A 14634-nucleotide genomic window follows, 5' to 3' on the forward strand; every position below is an offset into this window, starting at 1 on the left:
TAACGATCGCGGAGGCGCAGATGGCGGACACACCGGAACGGGACGAGGACTGCCCCGAGGAGCGGCTGCGCGTGCTCGCCCAGCTCGAGGATTGGCTGACCACGCCGATGCTGTTCCTGAGCTTCGCCTGGCTCGCCATCGTCGTCACCGAGCTGATCCGCGGGACCGACCAGCTGCTCACCTGGCTCGGCACCGCCATCTGGATCCTGTTCATCCTCGAATTCCTGCTGCGGATCACGATCGCGCCGGACAAGCTGCGGTTCCTGCGCAACAACGTCATCACTGTCATCGCGCTCGCTGTCCCGGCGCTGCGGCTGGTGCGCGCCTTCGCCGTTCTTCGCGCCGCCCATGTGCTGCGCGGCTTCCGCCTGGTGCGGATTGTCGGCACCGCCAATCGCGGGATGAACGCGCTCCGCCTGACGCTCGCGCGGCGCCAGTTCGGCTATGTCCTCGGCCTCACCTCGCTCGTGATCGCGCTCGGCGCGGCGGGGATGCTGAGCTTCGAGCCCGCGGGGATGGCCGGCGTCGGCTTCACCTCTTACTGGGACGCGCTCTGGTGGACGATCATGCTGGTCGCCAGCATCGGCACCGGACCCTGGCCGGAGACGCTGGAAGGCCGCGTCCTCACCACCTTGCTCACCATCTACGGCCTTGCCGTCTTCGGTTACATCACCGCCACCTTCGCAAGCTTCTTCATCGGCCGCGACGCGGAGGACGAGCAGGGCGAGGTCGCCGGCTCCGCGGAAATCCGGGCCTTGCGCGACGAGATCGCCGCCCTGCGCACGGAGCTCGGCCGCCGGTGATCGAGGCGCTGCCGCTCTGGGCGCTCGCCGCCGTCTTCGCCGTGGGGGCGGCGACGGTGTGGGCGGCGGGCACCCGCCTCGCGGGCTATGCCACCGCGATCGCCGAGCGGACCGGGCTCAGCGGCGCGGTGATCGGCGTCGTGCTGCTCGGCCTCATCACCTCGCTCCCCGAAGTCGCGACCGCCGGAACGGCGGCGCTCGGCGGCAATGCCGACCTTGCCGTCAACAATCTGCTGGGCGGCGTCGCCTTCCAGATCATGGTGATCGCCGCCGCCGACATGGCGCTACGTCGCCGCGCGATCACCTCGACGCTGCCCACCCCGGCGGTGATGCTGCAGGCGGTGCTGTGCATCGCCATCCTCACCGTGGCGCTGGCCGGCACGATCGTGGGCGACACGGCGGTGCTGGGGATCGGCCTGTGGTCGGGCGGCCTCGTCATCCTCTATGTGCTGGGCATGCTGCTCCTTCACCGGGCGGGGTCCGACCGGAGCTGGGTCCCGCCGCCCGGCCGCTTCTCGAAGACGCGCGAAGCGGGGGCGGAGGCGGGTCCGGCGCAGGCCATCGGCAACGGCGCGCTCGCGCTCCGGACCGGGGCCGCGGCCCTGGCGATCCTCGCGGCCGGCTATGTGCTCACCCGGACGGCGGAGGCGATCGCCGTCGAAACAGGCGTCGGATCGCAGATGATCGGCCTCGTCCTCCTGGCCTTCGCCACCTCGCTGCCCGAGCTCAGCAGCGCCATCGCGGCGGTGCGCCTCCGCCAGCCCGGAATGGCGATGGGAGACGTGTTCGGCGGCAACATCACCGACGTGGCGCTGATCGCGCTGGTCGACGCCTTCTACGGCGGCCCGCCGGTGCTGAATTCGGTCAATGCCTTCTCCAGCCTCGCCGCCTTGCTCGGCATTCTCCTCACCGCCATCTACCTGGTCGGCATGCTGCGCCGGCAGGACCGGCAGGTGGGACGGCTCGGCTACGACTCGATTGCCGTCATCGCGACCTATGCGGCTGGGCTGGCCCTGCTGTGGAGCGTCGCGGCCTGACCGAGGTCCGGCACGTCCTCCAGTCCTTCGCCGGGATGCTGGACCAGCGCGAAGCCGAGCGCGAGCAGGAGGACGAGCGCGCCCGTCAGGATGGTGAGCCAGAGTGCCTTGCGCCTGCGCATGTCCGCCGCCCTTCAGGTGAGGTTGAAGATTTCCTGCTCGATGCGCGCTTCCGGCACGCCGAGCCTGGCGAGATGGGCTTCGACCGCCGCCATCATCGGCGGCGGGCCGCAGAGGAAATAGGCGCATTCGGCGCGCCGATCCTTCGGCAGGTGGCGGTCGAGCATGGCGGCGTCGAGAAAGCCGCTTTCGCCGCTCCATCCTTCCGGCGGCTGTTCGAGGATGTGGACGACCGTGATCGGCAACCGCTCCAGCTCCTCGCGGAACAGGATGTCGGCTTCGGTCCTGTTCGCGTAGAACAGGTAGAGCGGCCGGCCGCCGCCGCGCGCCGCCTGGCTGCGCGCGATGCTCATCATCGGCGTGACGCCGACGCCGCCGGCGATCATCACCACCGCGGGCGCGTCCGGCCAGCGGTCCGGCGAGAAGGCGCCGAACGGCCCGTCCAGGAACGCCCGCTCGCCCGGCACGACGTCGCGGATGCGGGAGGTGAAGTCGCCCAGCGCCTTGATCGTGAACTCGACCCGCGGAAGCGCCTCGGGCGGCGAGGAGATGGAGAAGGGATGCTCGCGCAACGTGTAGGGGGAATGGCGCAGGGTGAGCCAGGCGAACTGGCCCGGCTGGAAGCCCGCCAGCCCCTCATGCCCGTCGGGCGCGAGCGCCAGCGTGTAGGTGTCCGGCCCTTCCTCCCTCAGCTCCACCACCTTGTACGGCCGGCGCTTCTGCCGCCAGGGCTTGGCGATCCGGAGCCACAGCCACAGGCCGATCCAGCCGAGCGTGAGGCCGAGCCACAGCGCCAGGCTCTGCGGGGCCTGCGTGTAATAGCCGATGCCGGCGACATGGGCGGCGGCGAGCAGGAAGCCCAGCGTCGCGAAGGCGACGTGGCAATAGCGCCAGAGGCCATATTCCAGCCCGAGCCGGACTCGCCACTGGGTGGTGACGACGGCGAGCGAGAACAGCAGCAGCGCGCCGCGCCCGGCGGTCATCTCCCACGGCGCCTCCAGCGGGTTCAGCGGCCCCGCGGCCTCGGCATAAAAGAGGTAGATGATCGCCCAGTGCGCGAAGACGAGGCCGAGCGCGATCCAGGCGAGATATTTGTGGGCAAAATAGATGATGTCGATGCCGAACGGCGCGCTCGCGCGGCGGAAGCGGGCGGTGAGCGCGAACTGGATGCCGAACATGGCGAGGCCCGCGAAGCCGAGCCCCTTGGAGAAGTCCCACCAGAATTCGCGGCCCGGCGGCGCGGGTCCCGCCATCAGCACCAGCAGCGGCGCGGCGACCAGCAGCAGATAGAGCCCGATCCACAGGGCGGCGCGCTTGTTCATGGAAGGTGGAACGAGGGCGCGGCGGCTTGGGTCCGCCCCGTTTCCGATCAAGCCTCCGATCGGGCCGATTTTCCGGAACCGGGAGGCCCGGAGGGGCGTTTTTACGGTCGTTCGCTCGAGAGAGGATGCTCGTCTGAGATGAACGATAGAGCGAGCCGTGAACCGGCTCCCAAGAGCCCCGCCGGCTGTCCGACGGGGCTCTTGTTTCGGACGCATCGTCCGCCTTCGCTCCACGCTCCGGAACGCCTGCGGCGCCCTTTGGGTTGATAGGGGTGGAAGGAGGCTTTCATGACCATCAGCGACAAGACCAAGGACGTGGAGTTCACTCCCGAGGCGGGCGGCGCCGCTTTCGAGCCGGATCCGGCGCTCGAAGCGTGCGGCGGCGATGCCGCGGCGGGTACCGACTGGCGCAAGGTGGGCCTCGGCGTCGGGGCCGCGGCGGCGGTGGCGGGCGCCGCTTATGCCGCCAGCCGCTTCGTCGGGCGCGGAGACGGGGAGGAGGACGGCGAGGAGGCCTTCCGCCTGCGGCTCCAGACCGACGAATCGATGCGGCTCATCTCCTCGACCAAGGTCGAAGGCACCGCCGTTTACGGCAGCGACGGCGCGCGGCTGGGCACCATCCAGAATTTCATGGTCGACAAGTATAGCGGCCGCGTTGCTTATGCGGTGATGACGTTCGGCGGCCATTTCGGCTTCGGCGCCAGCCTGTTCCCCTTGCCCTGGGCGGTGCTCGACTATGACGAGGAACTGGACGGATATCTGCTGGACGTCACCAAGGAGGAGCTGGCGAACGCGCCGCGTTTCGAAGCGGCGGACGAGCCGGACTTCACGCCGGCCTATCGCCGCAGCATCCTCATTTTCTACCGGCGCCCTCCGCGGACTGATCAGGCCTGAAAATAGGGACAGTCCCTGTTTTTTTCGGAGTAGCCGCTTCTCCGTCGCTGCTGCCGCGTCCTGGTTGAGGGGGCCGAATGCGCTCCGGCGCGTTGAGGCGGCATGATCGCGACCTTTCTCAACCGCCTGCGCCGCCTTCCTTTTCCCTGGCGGCGGCCGCCGCTGCAGGTCGGCGCGCTGCCTTGGCGCCGGAGCGGGGAGGGGGGACTGGAGGTGCTTCTCGTCACGAGCCGGGGTACCGGCCAGTGGATCCTCCCCAAGGGCTGGCCCGAGCCCGGCCGTGGCCCGGCCGAGACGGCGGCGCGGGAAGCCTATGAGGAAGCCGGCGTCTCCGGCCGCATCGACCCGCGGGAGATGGGCCGCTTCCTCCACCTGAAGAGCCGGATCGCGCGGCCGTCGCTGCGCTGCATGATCGCGGTCCACCCGCTGGCGGTGGAGCGCGAGCTGGCCGACTGGCCGGAGCGCGCCGAGCGGCGACGGCGCTGGTTTCCGGCGGAAGAGGCGGCGGGCGCGGTCCGCTCGGCCGAGCTCGCCGCGCTGATCCGCCGGCTCGATCAGATCGCGTAGCGCAGCAGCACGAACCCGCCGACGAACAGCACGCCGAACAGAACGGTGAGCAGGTTGAAGTGCCGGTCGATCAGGCGCTTCATCGGCTCGCCGAACTTCCACAACAAGGCGGCGACCAGGAAGAAGCGGGCGCTGCGCGCGATGATCGAGGCGAAGACGAGGATGTAGAGCGGCATCACCGTCGCCCCGGCGGCGATGGTGATCACCTTGAAGGGCAGCGGCGTGAAACCGGCGAGCAGCACGATCACCCAGCCATGTTCGTTGAAATTGTCGGCGAAGGTCTGAAAGCTTTGCTCGAGGCCGTAGAGGGACAGAATCCACTGCCCCACCGTCTCCATCAGGAAATAGCCGATCGCATAGCCGAGCAGCGCCCCCAGCACCGAGGCGACGGTGCAGATGAAGGCGTAGCGGAAGGCCCGGTCCGGCCGCGCCAGGCACATCGGCCCCAGCAGCACGTCGGGCGGGATCGGGAAGAAGGAGCTTTCGACGAAACTGATGAAGGCAAGCCACCGCTCGGCGAGCGGGTGCGCGCATTTGTCGAGCGTCCATTGGTAGAGACGGCGAAGCATCGTTGGCCCTTGAGGTCTGGAGGGTGGAGGAAGGCGCCCCTTGGTCCTTCGCCGTCTAGAAGGCGGGAGCGCCCGAAGGAAGAGGCTTTGCGGCTTTCGCCGCCTGGCCTGGGTGCGTACAAGACGAGGGGGAGGGCGAATGGATCAGGGGCGGGCCACCTTGCACATGTTGTGCGGGAAGATCGCGGCGGGGAAGAGCAGCCTCGCCGCCCGGCTGGCGGCCGCGCCCGCGACGGTGCTGCTCGCCGAGGATCATCTGCTCGCCCGCCTCTACCCCGGAGAGATCGCGTCGCTGGACGATTATCGGCGTTGCGCCGGCCGGCTGCGCGGCGCCATCGAGCGGCATATCGTCGATCTCCTGAAAGAAGGCGTGTCGGTCGTGCTCGATTTTCAGGCGAACACGCCGGCCGCGCGCGCCTGGATGCGGAGCCTGTTCGAAGCGGCCGGCGCCGATCACCGGCTCCACTGGCTCGACACGCCGGAAGCCGTCTGCAAGGCGCGGCTCGCCGCCCGCAACGCCGCCGGCACCCACGATTATCAGGTGAGCGACGAGGAGTTCGATCTGTTCACCCGCCACTTCGTGCCGCCCGCGTCGGACGAGGGGTTCGCGCTCGTCGTCCATCCGCTTCCTGGAGTGCCGCGATCGAAACCCTAGGCGGCGCGCGGGCGGCGCTCTAGGATGCGGCGACGATCGCGACAGGGAGACGATCCATGATCCCGCTGCTGGCCGCCGCCTTGCTGACTTCCGCCGCCGCGCCCGATCCGCTGCTCGACGATTATGCCCGGGTGGCGGTGGGCGCCTTCAGCTCGGCCGCGCAGGCGCGCGACGACCGCCGCTACGACGAGGTCGAGGCGCGGGTGGTGCGGCTGTGGCCGGACCGCACCGACGGCCTGTGGCTCTATCAGGAACAGGCGATCGTCGGCGGCAGCGGCGCCCCGCCGCGCGCCTCCCGCGACCGGCCCTATTTCCAGCGGATCGGCCATGTCTACCGCCTGCCCGACGGCCGCCTGCGCCGCGACAATTACGTGCTGGCCGAGCCGGCCCGCTTCGTCGGCTATGGCCGGCGCGGCGACGTGGCGGCCCCGACCCCCGCCGATCTGGGGCCGGCGGGCTGCCACAACGTCATCGAGCGGGTGGCGGCCGGCCATTTCATCGCCCGCACCGAGGATTGCGCCAACAGCCACAGGGGCGCGGCCTATATGATCGGCCTGGCGATCAAGACGGCGGACGTGTCGGTGAACTGGGACCGGGGCTTCACGGCGGACGGCAGCCGCGTCTGGGGACCGGAAGAAGGCGGCTACATCTTCCGCAGAATCGGCGACTAGCCCGGATCGGGCGCGGGGTAGCGGAAGAGGGCGGGGTCGAGGGGGGCGTTCACTTCGACGTCGGTCCACTGGACCTCGTTCTGCTTGACGCCGTTATAGTAGAGGGTGACCCGGCGCGCCTGCAGCCAGCGGGGCGAGGGCAGCTCGACGAAATCCTCGTAGGTGCGAAGATGCCAGCCGCGGGGCGTGGCGAACTCCATCGTGCGGATCGCGTAGCTCCGCTTGTCGATGCCGAAGAGGGTCTCGCCGCCTTGGGGATCGGTGAGGCGGAGCTTGAAGATCGGGTGGCCGGCGAACTGGGAATCGGGCACCCGATCCAGCCGGAAGCCGGGGCGGCCGGCCTGGCGGATGATGCCGAAACCGAAGGCCGAGGCCCAGTATGCGTCGGCTTCGGCCTGCGGGATCGGGCCGCGCTCGTTCCAGCTCTGCGCGCCGTCATGGCCGACCTCGAACATCAGCCGGCCGTTCTGGAGGCCGCGGATGCGGACCATGCCGTCGGCGCCATGGCTGACGGTGCGGTCGGGATTGTAGATGCGCCACATGCGATAATCGTCGGCCACCGCGCGCGGCGCGGCGCCGTCCGGGCCGAAGAAGGTGGCCTGGCCGCGCATCACCAGGGTTCTGGGGTTCAGCCAGGCATCGCCGCCCGCGGTGGCGACGGCGCGGTCGAGGATGGTGCGCGCGTCCAGGCTGTGCTCGGCGCCCGCGGCGTTCGGGGTCTCGTGCTGCGGGATGCCGTCGGCCGAGAAGGTGGCGAGATAGGGGCCGGGCTGGACCTTGCCCTCCATCTGCGGCGGGATCGGCGTTTCGGCATAGACGGTGACGAGATAGTCGCCGGCCGAGGGATCGAGCCGCATCGGCCGGATCTCCTCCTGATATACGCGCGAATTCCAGAAGGCGCGGGCATTGGCCAGGCAGGGGAAGCGGACGATGAGGGTGGTGTGGTTCGCCGCCGGTTCGCCCTCGAACACCTCAACCGCGCGGGGCACGTTCAGATAATAGCCGCCGAGCTGCCGGTAGAGGCCGCTGTCGAAGATCGCCTTGCCGTAGGCGCGCATCCGATCGGCATCGTGGGTGGGGCCGGCGACCACCATCATCACCGGAGGCCCCTCGCAGGGCTGGGGCGCGGCGGAAGCCTGGAGCGCGGCGGCGGCGAGGAGGAGGTGCATGGTCGGGGCTCCTATGCGCTGGCGGTGCCGAGCCGGTCCATCTGCGCCCGGTAGAGCCGCCACGTGACCGGGATGATGAGCAGCGGGACGATGCCGTAGAGGATCGGCAGGGTGGCGACGGCGTAGCGGATATTCTCCTCCCCGAACACGCGGGTGGAGAGGATGCCGACGGTGGTGGGGCCGAGCAGCAGGCCGGCAAGGCTGATCGCCATGTAATAGAGGGCGACGACCTGGCCGCGGATCTGCGCCGGGGTGATGTTGAGGAGGGCGGTGACGCCGACCGCGCTGACGCCTGCGATCGCCGCCGTGTTGAGGCAGAGGATCGCGAACGCGCCCCAGCCCGTCGGCATGAACATGGCGATGGAGCCGGTCGGCACCAGGAGGAGCGAGGCGCCGAAGATGATGCGCAGCGGCGCGTCGGTGATGCCGCGGCTCATCAGCCGGTCGGACAGCACGCCCATCGCATAGACGCTGACCGGGCCGATGATGAGCAAGGCGAGGCCGTTGTAGAAGGCGTAGGTCTCCGGCGCCCAGCCCCAGGTCCGCTCGAACGTGGCGGGGAGGAAGCCCTGGCTGTAGGCGACGATCGTCATCACGCAGATGAGCGAGACGAAGCTCAAATAGGTGCCCCAGCGCCCGCCGACATAGCGCAGCATGTCGCCCATGCCGTTGCCCCTGAGGTCCGGGTCGGCCGACAAAGCGGTCTGGCGGATAGGCTCGCGCATGAAGACGAACACGATGGCGACGAGCAGGCCCGGAAGGCCGACCGCGAAGAAGGTGAACTGCCAGGGAAGGACGGGGCCGATGCCGGGCAGCACGATCTCCGGCGCGGACTTGGCCCAGGCGAGCACGCCCGCGCCGATCAGCGAGGCAATGCCGGCGCCGAGCGTCAGCGCGGTCGAATAGACGGCGATCGGCTTGCCGCGCCGTTCGGGCGGGAAGCTGTCGCCGATCATCGAGAAGGCGGCGGGGCTGAGCGTCGCCTCGCCGACGCCGACCGTCATGCGGGCGAAGAAGAGGTGCCAGAAATTGCGGGCGAGGCCCGAGGCGGCGGTGGCGAGCGACCAGACGGCGACGCCGGCGGCGATGATCCAGGTGCGCCGCTTCCGGTCGGCGAGCCAGCCCATCGGCAGGCCCATCGTCGCGTAGAAGATGGCGAAGGCGGGGCCGAGCACCCAGCCGATCTGTTCGTCAGTGAGGCCGAGATCGGCCTTGATCGGCTGGATGAGGAGGCCGAGGATGTAGCGGTCGACGAAGCTGAAGACATAGGCGATCGTCAGCATCCCGACCATGAACCAGGCGGTGCCCGCGGACGGCCAGATGCGTCCCGCGCCCTCGGCCGGACGGGCTCCTTCGGCGTCGGCTGCTGTGCTCATGATGCCTCCCCGGTGATCTTGTAGATGACGATGAGATTGTCGTCGAAATCGGCGATCCCGATCTCGCGCCCGCGCCGCCCGTCCTTGGTGACGAGCTCGCCTTCCTCATAGACCTGGAGGCCGAGCCTGCGGGCGCCCGCCATCACGGCGTCGGGATCGGCGACCTCGAGCACGATCGCGGAGCGGCGGGGATGAGGCACGGGATCGAGCGGCGCGTCCTTGATCTCGGTGAGCGCCATCACCCGCTCCTGGCTGGCGGTGCTGAGCACGCAGAAGCCGATGGTCGCGGCGTCCGGGATCGCGAAGACGGGAATCGAATAGCTTTCGGGATTGTGGCCGAGCGTGAAGGCGACGGTGAAGCCGAGCACGTCGCGGTAGAAGGTCAGCGCGCGGTCCATGTCCCGCACCACGAAATTGGCGCGCTGGAAGCGCAGGCCCGGGTCGCTCATCGCCATTCCTCCGGCTCGCCGCGGACGCGGCAGATCTGCTTGCCCAGGTTGCGGCCCTCGTAGAGGCGCGCGAGGGCGCGGGGCATGTTCTCGATGCCCTCGACGATGTCGAAATGGGGCTGGACGAGGCCGTCGCGCAGCCAGCCGGTCATCCGCTCCATCCCCTCGTCCCAGCGATCGAGATGATTGTAGACGTAGAAGCCGCGCATGATGCTGTCGGTGGCGCGCAGCCGGGTGTAGCCGGCAAGGGCGAACGGCGTCTCCCGCGCATATTCGGAGATCGAGCCGCACAGGAGGATGCGGGCGCGGGGGCGCAGGTGATCGAGCGCGGCGGCGAGTATCTCCCCGCCGACATTGTCGAAATAGAGGTCTAGCCCGTCCGGCAGGGCGCCGCGCAGCGCCGCCGGGAAGTCGGCATCCAGGTAGTCGATCGCCTGCGCGCAGCCGAGGCTGCGGGCGAAGCCGCATTTCTCCGGCCCGCCGGCGATGGCGACCACCGAGGCGCCGACCACGCGCGCGGCGAGCTGGGCGACGATCGATCCGACGCCGCCGGCCGCGCCCGACAGCAGCATCCTGTCCGCCGCGGAAGGATCGCAGCAGAGCATGTAGCCGGCAAAAGCGCTGAAGCCCGTCATGCCGAGCGGGCCGAGGCCGAGCGCGGCGGGAAGGCCGTTCGGCTTCATCCGCACCATCCGCTCGGCCGGCGTCATGCGCGAGAGCTTCCAGCTCTGCCAGCCGATCTGGCCCTGCACGACCGATCCTTCGGGCCAGTCCGGATGGCGGGACTTGGCGACCTGGGCGACGCCGCGGCCGTGGATGACGTCGCCGGGACGGAGCGGCCGCTCGCCCGCCGCGCCGGTACCCTGCATATAGGCGCGCATCACCGGGGCGAGGCTGAGATAGAGGGTCTTCAGCAGCACCTCACCCGGGCCGGGCTCCGGCACTTCGGTCTCCGCCCAGGCGAAATCCGACGGGCGGACGTTGCCGACCGGGGCGGCGGCGACCCGCCACTGGCAGTTCAGGCCTTCCGCGAGGCGCTTGCCGGCGGCGAGCATCCCGAAGTCCCCGCCCGGATCGGCCTCGCTCATGCCAGCACCCGGACGAGCTGGTTCACCTCGAAGAAATAGCCGTCGAGATCGAAGAAGCTCGCGCCGATCATCTCGCGGCGGCGCCCGTCCGCGCCTGTGACCTCCCAAGGATGGGCCTCGCAATGGATGCGGGAGCCCGCCGCGCGGGCGCGGGCGCAGGTCGCGGCGGCATCCTCGGCGGCGACGACGAAGATCGGGGCGCCGAAGGCGATGCGGTCGGGCAGTTCCTCCGGGGCCTGCTGCCGGGGCTCCAGCCATTCGAGGAGGCCGATCATGCCGATCTCGTCATGCTCGGCGGCCATGATGACGAGCCGGGTGCGGTCGCCCTTTTGGCCGGCGGCGAGCTGGGTGCCGGAAAGGGTGAAGGGCGTGTCCATCCAGCGGCGCATGCCGAACACCTGCTCGTACCAGCGCGCCGCGCGCTCGGCGTCGCGAACCATCAGGGTGGTGCGCTTGACGATGTCAGCCAAGGGCGGGAGCCTCGATCAGCAGCACCTGGCACTCGGCGAATCCTTCGCGCAGCTTCTTCGCCTCTTGATATTCGGGCGAGTTCCAGAAGGCGAGCGCGGCGGCCTTGTCGGGCCATTCGGAGATCACCATCGACGCGCCGTCGCCGAAGCCGCCCTCCAGCAGCAGGGCGTCGGGCGCCCGCAGCAGATAGCGGCCGCCGAACCGTTCGACCAAGGCGGCCGCCGCGGCGCCATAGCCCGCGATGAAGGCGTCGCGATCGGCGATCCGGGCGGTGACGACCATGTATGCGGGCATGCCCCTCCCCCGAATATTTGTCCGGACAAGTTACGTGATCCGGCTTGCATTGCAACCGGCAAAAGGGGAGGGAAAAGGCGGAGGTGAGCGATGAAGGCACGGGCAGCGCGGATCGCCCGCACCGGCGGGCCGGAGGCGATCGAATGGTCGGATGTGGAACTCGGCGCGCCGGGGCCGGGCGAGGTGCTGGTGCGCCACAGCGCGATCGGCCTCAACTATATCGACGTTTATCACCGCAGCGGCGTCTATCCGGTCGAGCTGCCGAGCGGGCTTGGGCTGGAGGCGGCGGGCGTGGTCGAGGCGGCGGGCGAAGGGACGGGCTTCGCGCCCGGCGACCGGGTCGCGACCTTCGGGCCGGAGCGGGGCGCCTATGCGACGGCGCGGCTGGTGCGCGCGTCCAGCCTGTTCAGGCTGCCCGACGACATTTCGGACGACGCGGCGGCGGCAGGCCTGCTGAAGGGCTGCACCGCCGAATTCCTGGTCGAACGCTGCGCGAGGGTCGAGCCCGGCTGGCCGGTGCTGGTCCATGCCGCGGCGGGCGGCGTCGGCCTGATCCTCGTCCAGTGGCTGAAGGCGATCGGGGCGGAGGTGATCGGGACGGCGGGCGGCGCGGCGAAGGCGGAGACCGCCAAGGCTGCGGGCGCGGCGCACGTCATCGATTATGCGCGGGAGGATGTCGCGGCGCGGGTGCGCGAATTGACCGGCGGCAGCGGGGTGAGGGTCGTGTTCGACGGCGTCGGCAGGGCGACCTTCATGGCCTCGGTCGATGCGACGGCGCGGCGCGGGCTGGTGGTGAGCTACGGCAATGCGTCCGGCAAGGTGGGCGAGGTCGATTTCGGCATCCTCGCCGCCAAGGGATCGCTGTTCACCACCCGGCCGACCCTGTTCGATTATTATGCCGATCCGGACGAGCGGCGGGCCGGCGCGGCGCGGCTGTTCGAGGTGATGCGGTCGGGTGCGGTCAAGGTGGAGATCGGACAGCGTTACCCGCTGGAGCAAGCGGCGCGGGCGCACCGCGATCTCGAAGCGCGGGCCACGACGGGATCGACTTTGCTGATGCCGTGACTACCAGTTCCTGCCGCCGACCAGCGTGCCGGCGACGGGAAGGAAGGTTTCGATGCGGGTTTCCGCCCAGACGCCGGCCACGTGGTAGGGATCGCCTTCCAGCAAGGCGCGCGCCTCCTCGGCCGTTGCGGCGTCGTAGACGAGGAGGGAGCCGATGACCGCGCCGCTCGCGTCCTTGAGCGGGCCGGCGAGGAGGATGCGGTCCATGATCGTCTCGACATAAGCGAGGTGGGCGGCGAGCCGTTCGCGCCGGGGGACTCCCGAGCCGGGCGCGTCGCGGCACCAGGCGGCGAAGGCTGGCTTCACAGCTCGATGAGCTCGATCAGCTCGCCCGCCGATCCGCGCGCGGTCGCGACCCGGCGGCCTGCGTAGAGCGGGCCGTCGCGCCGCTGAGGCGCGCCGATGAAATCGAGATCGAGGTCGAGGCTGTCGACGGCGAGCGTCACCATCGCGCAGCCGGGCGGGAGCATGCCTTGATGCGCGGCGCGCGGGGTGGCGGCTTCGGGATAGCCGTCCACCTCGACGATCGGGAGGCGCCCGTTCTGGACCATGGTGATTGTCGACTGGGTGCCGTCGGGAAGGCCGAACGCCTTGTTGATCATCGTGTAATTGAGCGTGTAGCTGCCGCCCTCGTCGAGCTTCAGCCGCTCCTTCAGATGGCGGACGCTGCCCTCGCGGTCGGGCGTGGCGAGGATGACGATGAAGATATGATCGATGTCCGATTGCGCCTTGGGGAGATCGGACGAGGGCGTGTCCATCGCCACTTCGTTGAAATAGAGCATCTCGCCGCCGCGCCCGATCACCTGCATCGGCACGAAATAGGGCAGGCCCTCGATCGGCTTGGGCGGGCCGATGATCTCGAAGCCGCTGCCTTCCACCCGTTCGGCAAGGTCGTACACGCCCTTCACGGTGAGCTCGAAGGCGGCCCAGCCGAAGGTGCGGGTCGGCCGGAAATCGGGATGGAGCGGGGCCTCGACCAGCCGCAGGAAGCTTGCCGCGCCCGAGCGGGGCTGGAGCAGCACGGCGCGCTGCCGGGCCGAGGCCGGGGCGCCCCAGCTCGCGGCGAGCGCCTCGCCGACGGGGGCGTCGTCGACGACCTCGAGGCCGAGAAGATCGCGATAATCGGCGAGCGCGGCGTCGATGTCGGGGGTGGAGACGGTGCCGCACTTGATCCGGCCATGGGTGTCGAAGCGCATCTTATCGGCTCCTGAATGTGGGGCTGCGTTTGGCAAGGAAGGCGGCGACGCCTTCCCGATAATCCTCGCCGTCGAAAGCGGCGGCGAACTGACCGAGCGTGTCATCATCGTCCTCGGCCTGGCCGTCGAGGATGCGGCGGACGATCTTCTTCGACGCGCGAACGCTGTGCGGCGAGGCGGCGGCGATGGCGGCGGCGAGGGCCTCGGCCTCGGCCGGGTCCTGCGCGAGGATGTCGACGAGACCGATCCGCGCCGCTTCTTCGGCGGGGAGGAGATCGCCGGTGAAGAGGATGCGCTTGGCCTGGGCCGGGCCGACCAGATCGACCAGCAGCTTGGTGTCGTGGAGCGAATAGACGAGGCCGAGGCGCGCGGGCGTGATGCCGAAGCGGGCGGCGGGGCCGGCGACGCGCAGGTCGCAGGCGATGGCGAGCCCGCACCCGCCGCCGACGCAGACGCCTTCGATCAGGGCGATAGTGGGCTTTTCGGCGCGGGCGAGATCGTGCTGGGCGCGGCGGATCGCGGCCTGGTTGCGCGCCCGCCAGTCCGGATCCTGGGCGTGCGCGCCGAATTCGGCGATGTCCGCTCCGGCCGAGAAGGCGCCGGGCGCGGCGGCCTGGAGGACGAGGACATGGACCCGCGGGTCGGCCATCGCTTCGGCTATGAGGTCGGGCAGCTTCTCCCACATTTCCTGGGTGAAGCTGTTCTTCTTCTCCGCCCGGTCAATCAGTAGGCGGGCGATGGGACCGGAGGTGATGAGGCGGAGGGTCATGAGCTCCTCTCCCCTGGCGGGAGAGGACAGCGGAGCTTGCCGGCAAAGCCGGCTAGCGCAGCTTGGAGAGGGGGACGCGAGCGTCGCTCGCGCGGCGGCGAAGCCGCCGTACCCCTCAT

The 14634-nt window shown here is 69.9% G+C and carries 19 protein-coding genes; 7 read left to right on the top strand and 12 right to left on the bottom strand.

What is annotated here, in order from left to right; translation table 11 throughout:
• Positions 1-20: 20 nt before the first annotated feature.
• Both ACK4K7_RS09260 and ACK4K7_RS09265 read left to right on the top strand, forming a co-directional pair.
• Complete coding sequence (locus tag ACK4K7_RS09260) at positions 21-803, top strand: ion transporter (protein WP_431865407.1); 783 nt, start codon at positions 21-23, stop codon at positions 801-803.
• The gene (locus tag ACK4K7_RS09265) at positions 800-1840 is read left to right on the top strand and encodes a sodium:calcium antiporter (protein ID WP_431865409.1); all 1041 of its coding nucleotides are present in this window, start codon (positions 800-802) and stop codon (positions 1838-1840) included. The genes ACK4K7_RS09260 and ACK4K7_RS09265 overlap by 4 nt, the downstream gene beginning before the upstream one ends.
• On the opposite strand, the gene ACK4K7_RS09270 is transcribed toward ACK4K7_RS09265, so the two are convergent.
• Both ACK4K7_RS09270 and ACK4K7_RS09275 read right to left on the bottom strand, forming a co-directional pair.
• On the bottom strand, positions 1798-1962 hold the full coding sequence (locus ACK4K7_RS09270) for a hypothetical protein (RefSeq protein WP_431865410.1): 165 nt from the start codon (positions 1960-1962) through the stop codon (positions 1798-1800). The genes ACK4K7_RS09265 and ACK4K7_RS09270 overlap by 43 nt on opposite strands.
• A 12-nt stretch (positions 1963-1974) precedes the next feature.
• Positions 1975-3282, bottom strand: a complete 1308-nt coding sequence (locus tag ACK4K7_RS09275) for a ferredoxin reductase family protein (RefSeq protein WP_431865411.1) — start codon at positions 3280-3282, stop codon at positions 1975-1977.
• 288 nt (positions 3283-3570) lie between these two features.
• On the opposite strand from ACK4K7_RS09275, the gene ACK4K7_RS09280 reads away from it, so the two are divergent.
• Both ACK4K7_RS09280 and ACK4K7_RS09285 read left to right on the top strand, forming a co-directional pair.
• Positions 3571-4176, top strand: coding sequence for a PRC-barrel domain-containing protein (locus ACK4K7_RS09280; protein ID WP_431865413.1), 606 nt, complete (start codon positions 3571-3573; stop codon positions 4174-4176).
• Between the two features lie 102 nt (positions 4177-4278).
• The gene (locus ACK4K7_RS09285) at positions 4279-4743 is read left to right on the top strand and encodes an NUDIX hydrolase (protein ID WP_431865415.1); all 465 of its coding nucleotides are present in this window, start codon (positions 4279-4281) and stop codon (positions 4741-4743) included.
• Here the strand turns inward: ACK4K7_RS09285 and ACK4K7_RS09290 are convergent.
• Complete coding sequence (locus ACK4K7_RS09290) at positions 4731-5312, bottom strand: YqaA family protein (protein WP_431865416.1); 582 nt, start codon at positions 5310-5312, stop codon at positions 4731-4733. The genes ACK4K7_RS09285 and ACK4K7_RS09290 overlap by 13 nt on opposite strands.
• A gap of 139 nt (positions 5313-5451) precedes the next feature.
• On the opposite strand from ACK4K7_RS09290, the gene ACK4K7_RS09295 reads away from it, so the two are divergent.
• Together ACK4K7_RS09295 and ACK4K7_RS09300 are read left to right on the top strand one after the other, a co-directional pair.
• Positions 5452-5967 carry an AAA family ATPase gene (locus ACK4K7_RS09295; RefSeq protein ID WP_431865417.1) on the top strand — a complete coding sequence of 172 codons (516 nt, stop codon included), beginning with the start codon at positions 5452-5454 and terminating at the stop codon, positions 5965-5967.
• Between the two features lie 56 nt (positions 5968-6023).
• A complete protein-coding gene (locus ACK4K7_RS09300; RefSeq protein WP_431865419.1) occupies positions 6024-6638 on the top strand; it encodes a chromophore lyase CpcT/CpeT in 615 nt (204 codons plus the stop codon).
• Here the strand turns inward: ACK4K7_RS09300 and ACK4K7_RS09305 are convergent.
• From ACK4K7_RS09305 to ACK4K7_RS09330, 6 genes are read right to left on the bottom strand one after another with little or no spacing between them, the layout of a single operon-like run.
• A complete protein-coding gene (locus tag ACK4K7_RS09305; RefSeq protein WP_431865420.1) occupies positions 6635-7807 on the bottom strand; it encodes a DUF1330 domain-containing protein in 1173 nt (390 codons plus the stop codon). The genes ACK4K7_RS09300 and ACK4K7_RS09305 overlap by 4 nt on opposite strands.
• A gap of 11 nt (positions 7808-7818) precedes the next feature.
• Complete coding sequence (locus ACK4K7_RS09310; protein ID WP_431865421.1) at positions 7819-9183, bottom strand: MFS transporter; 1365 nt, start codon at positions 9181-9183, stop codon at positions 7819-7821.
• On the bottom strand, positions 9180-9632 hold the full coding sequence (locus ACK4K7_RS09315) for a VOC family protein (RefSeq protein WP_431865422.1): 453 nt from the start codon (positions 9630-9632) through the stop codon (positions 9180-9182). The genes ACK4K7_RS09310 and ACK4K7_RS09315 overlap by 4 nt, the downstream gene beginning before the upstream one ends.
• On the bottom strand, positions 9629-10720 hold the full coding sequence (locus ACK4K7_RS09320; protein ID WP_431865423.1) for a zinc-binding dehydrogenase: 1092 nt from the start codon (positions 10718-10720) through the stop codon (positions 9629-9631). The genes ACK4K7_RS09315 and ACK4K7_RS09320 overlap by 4 nt, the downstream gene beginning before the upstream one ends.
• Positions 10717-11190, bottom strand: a complete 474-nt coding sequence (locus ACK4K7_RS09325) for a VOC family protein (protein WP_431865424.1) — start codon at positions 11188-11190, stop codon at positions 10717-10719. The genes ACK4K7_RS09320 and ACK4K7_RS09325 overlap by 4 nt, the downstream gene beginning before the upstream one ends.
• Positions 11183-11485, bottom strand: a complete 303-nt coding sequence (locus ACK4K7_RS09330) for a DUF1330 domain-containing protein (protein WP_431865426.1) — start codon at positions 11483-11485, stop codon at positions 11183-11185. Before ACK4K7_RS09330 ends, ACK4K7_RS09325 begins: the two co-directional genes overlap by 8 nt.
• A gap of 90 nt (positions 11486-11575) precedes the next feature.
• Here ACK4K7_RS09330 and ACK4K7_RS09335 point away from each other — a divergent pair, with 90 nt between their 5' ends.
• On the top strand, positions 11576-12550 hold the full coding sequence (locus ACK4K7_RS09335; RefSeq protein WP_431865427.1) for a quinone oxidoreductase family protein: 975 nt from the start codon (positions 11576-11578) through the stop codon (positions 12548-12550).
• Here ACK4K7_RS09335 and ACK4K7_RS09340 read toward each other — a convergent pair whose 3' ends face one another.
• Genes ACK4K7_RS09340 through ACK4K7_RS09350 form a run of 3 tightly spaced genes read right to left on the bottom strand, consistent with a single transcriptional unit; the run spans position 12551 to position 14515 of the window.
• Positions 12551-12856: a YciI family protein gene (locus tag ACK4K7_RS09340; protein ID WP_431865428.1), complete on the bottom strand. Its 306-nt coding sequence runs from the start codon at positions 12854-12856 to the stop codon at positions 12551-12553. It lies immediately after the preceding gene.
• Positions 12853-13746 (bottom strand): VOC family protein, encoded by an 894-nt coding sequence (locus ACK4K7_RS09345; protein WP_431865430.1) that lies wholly within the window; start codon positions 13744-13746, stop codon positions 12853-12855. Before ACK4K7_RS09345 ends, ACK4K7_RS09340 begins: the two co-directional genes overlap by 4 nt.
• 1 nt (position 13747) lies before the next feature.
• The gene (locus ACK4K7_RS09350; protein ID WP_431865431.1) at positions 13748-14515 is read right to left on the bottom strand and encodes an enoyl-CoA hydratase-related protein; all 768 of its coding nucleotides are present in this window, start codon (positions 14513-14515) and stop codon (positions 13748-13750) included.
• Positions 14516-14634 lie beyond the last annotated feature (119 nt).

Origin of the sequence: Allosphingosinicella sp., assembly GCF_046295735.1 — a bacterium.
In the GTDB taxonomy this organism is placed as follows: Bacteria; Pseudomonadota; Alphaproteobacteria; order Sphingomonadales; family Sphingomonadaceae; genus Allosphingosinicella.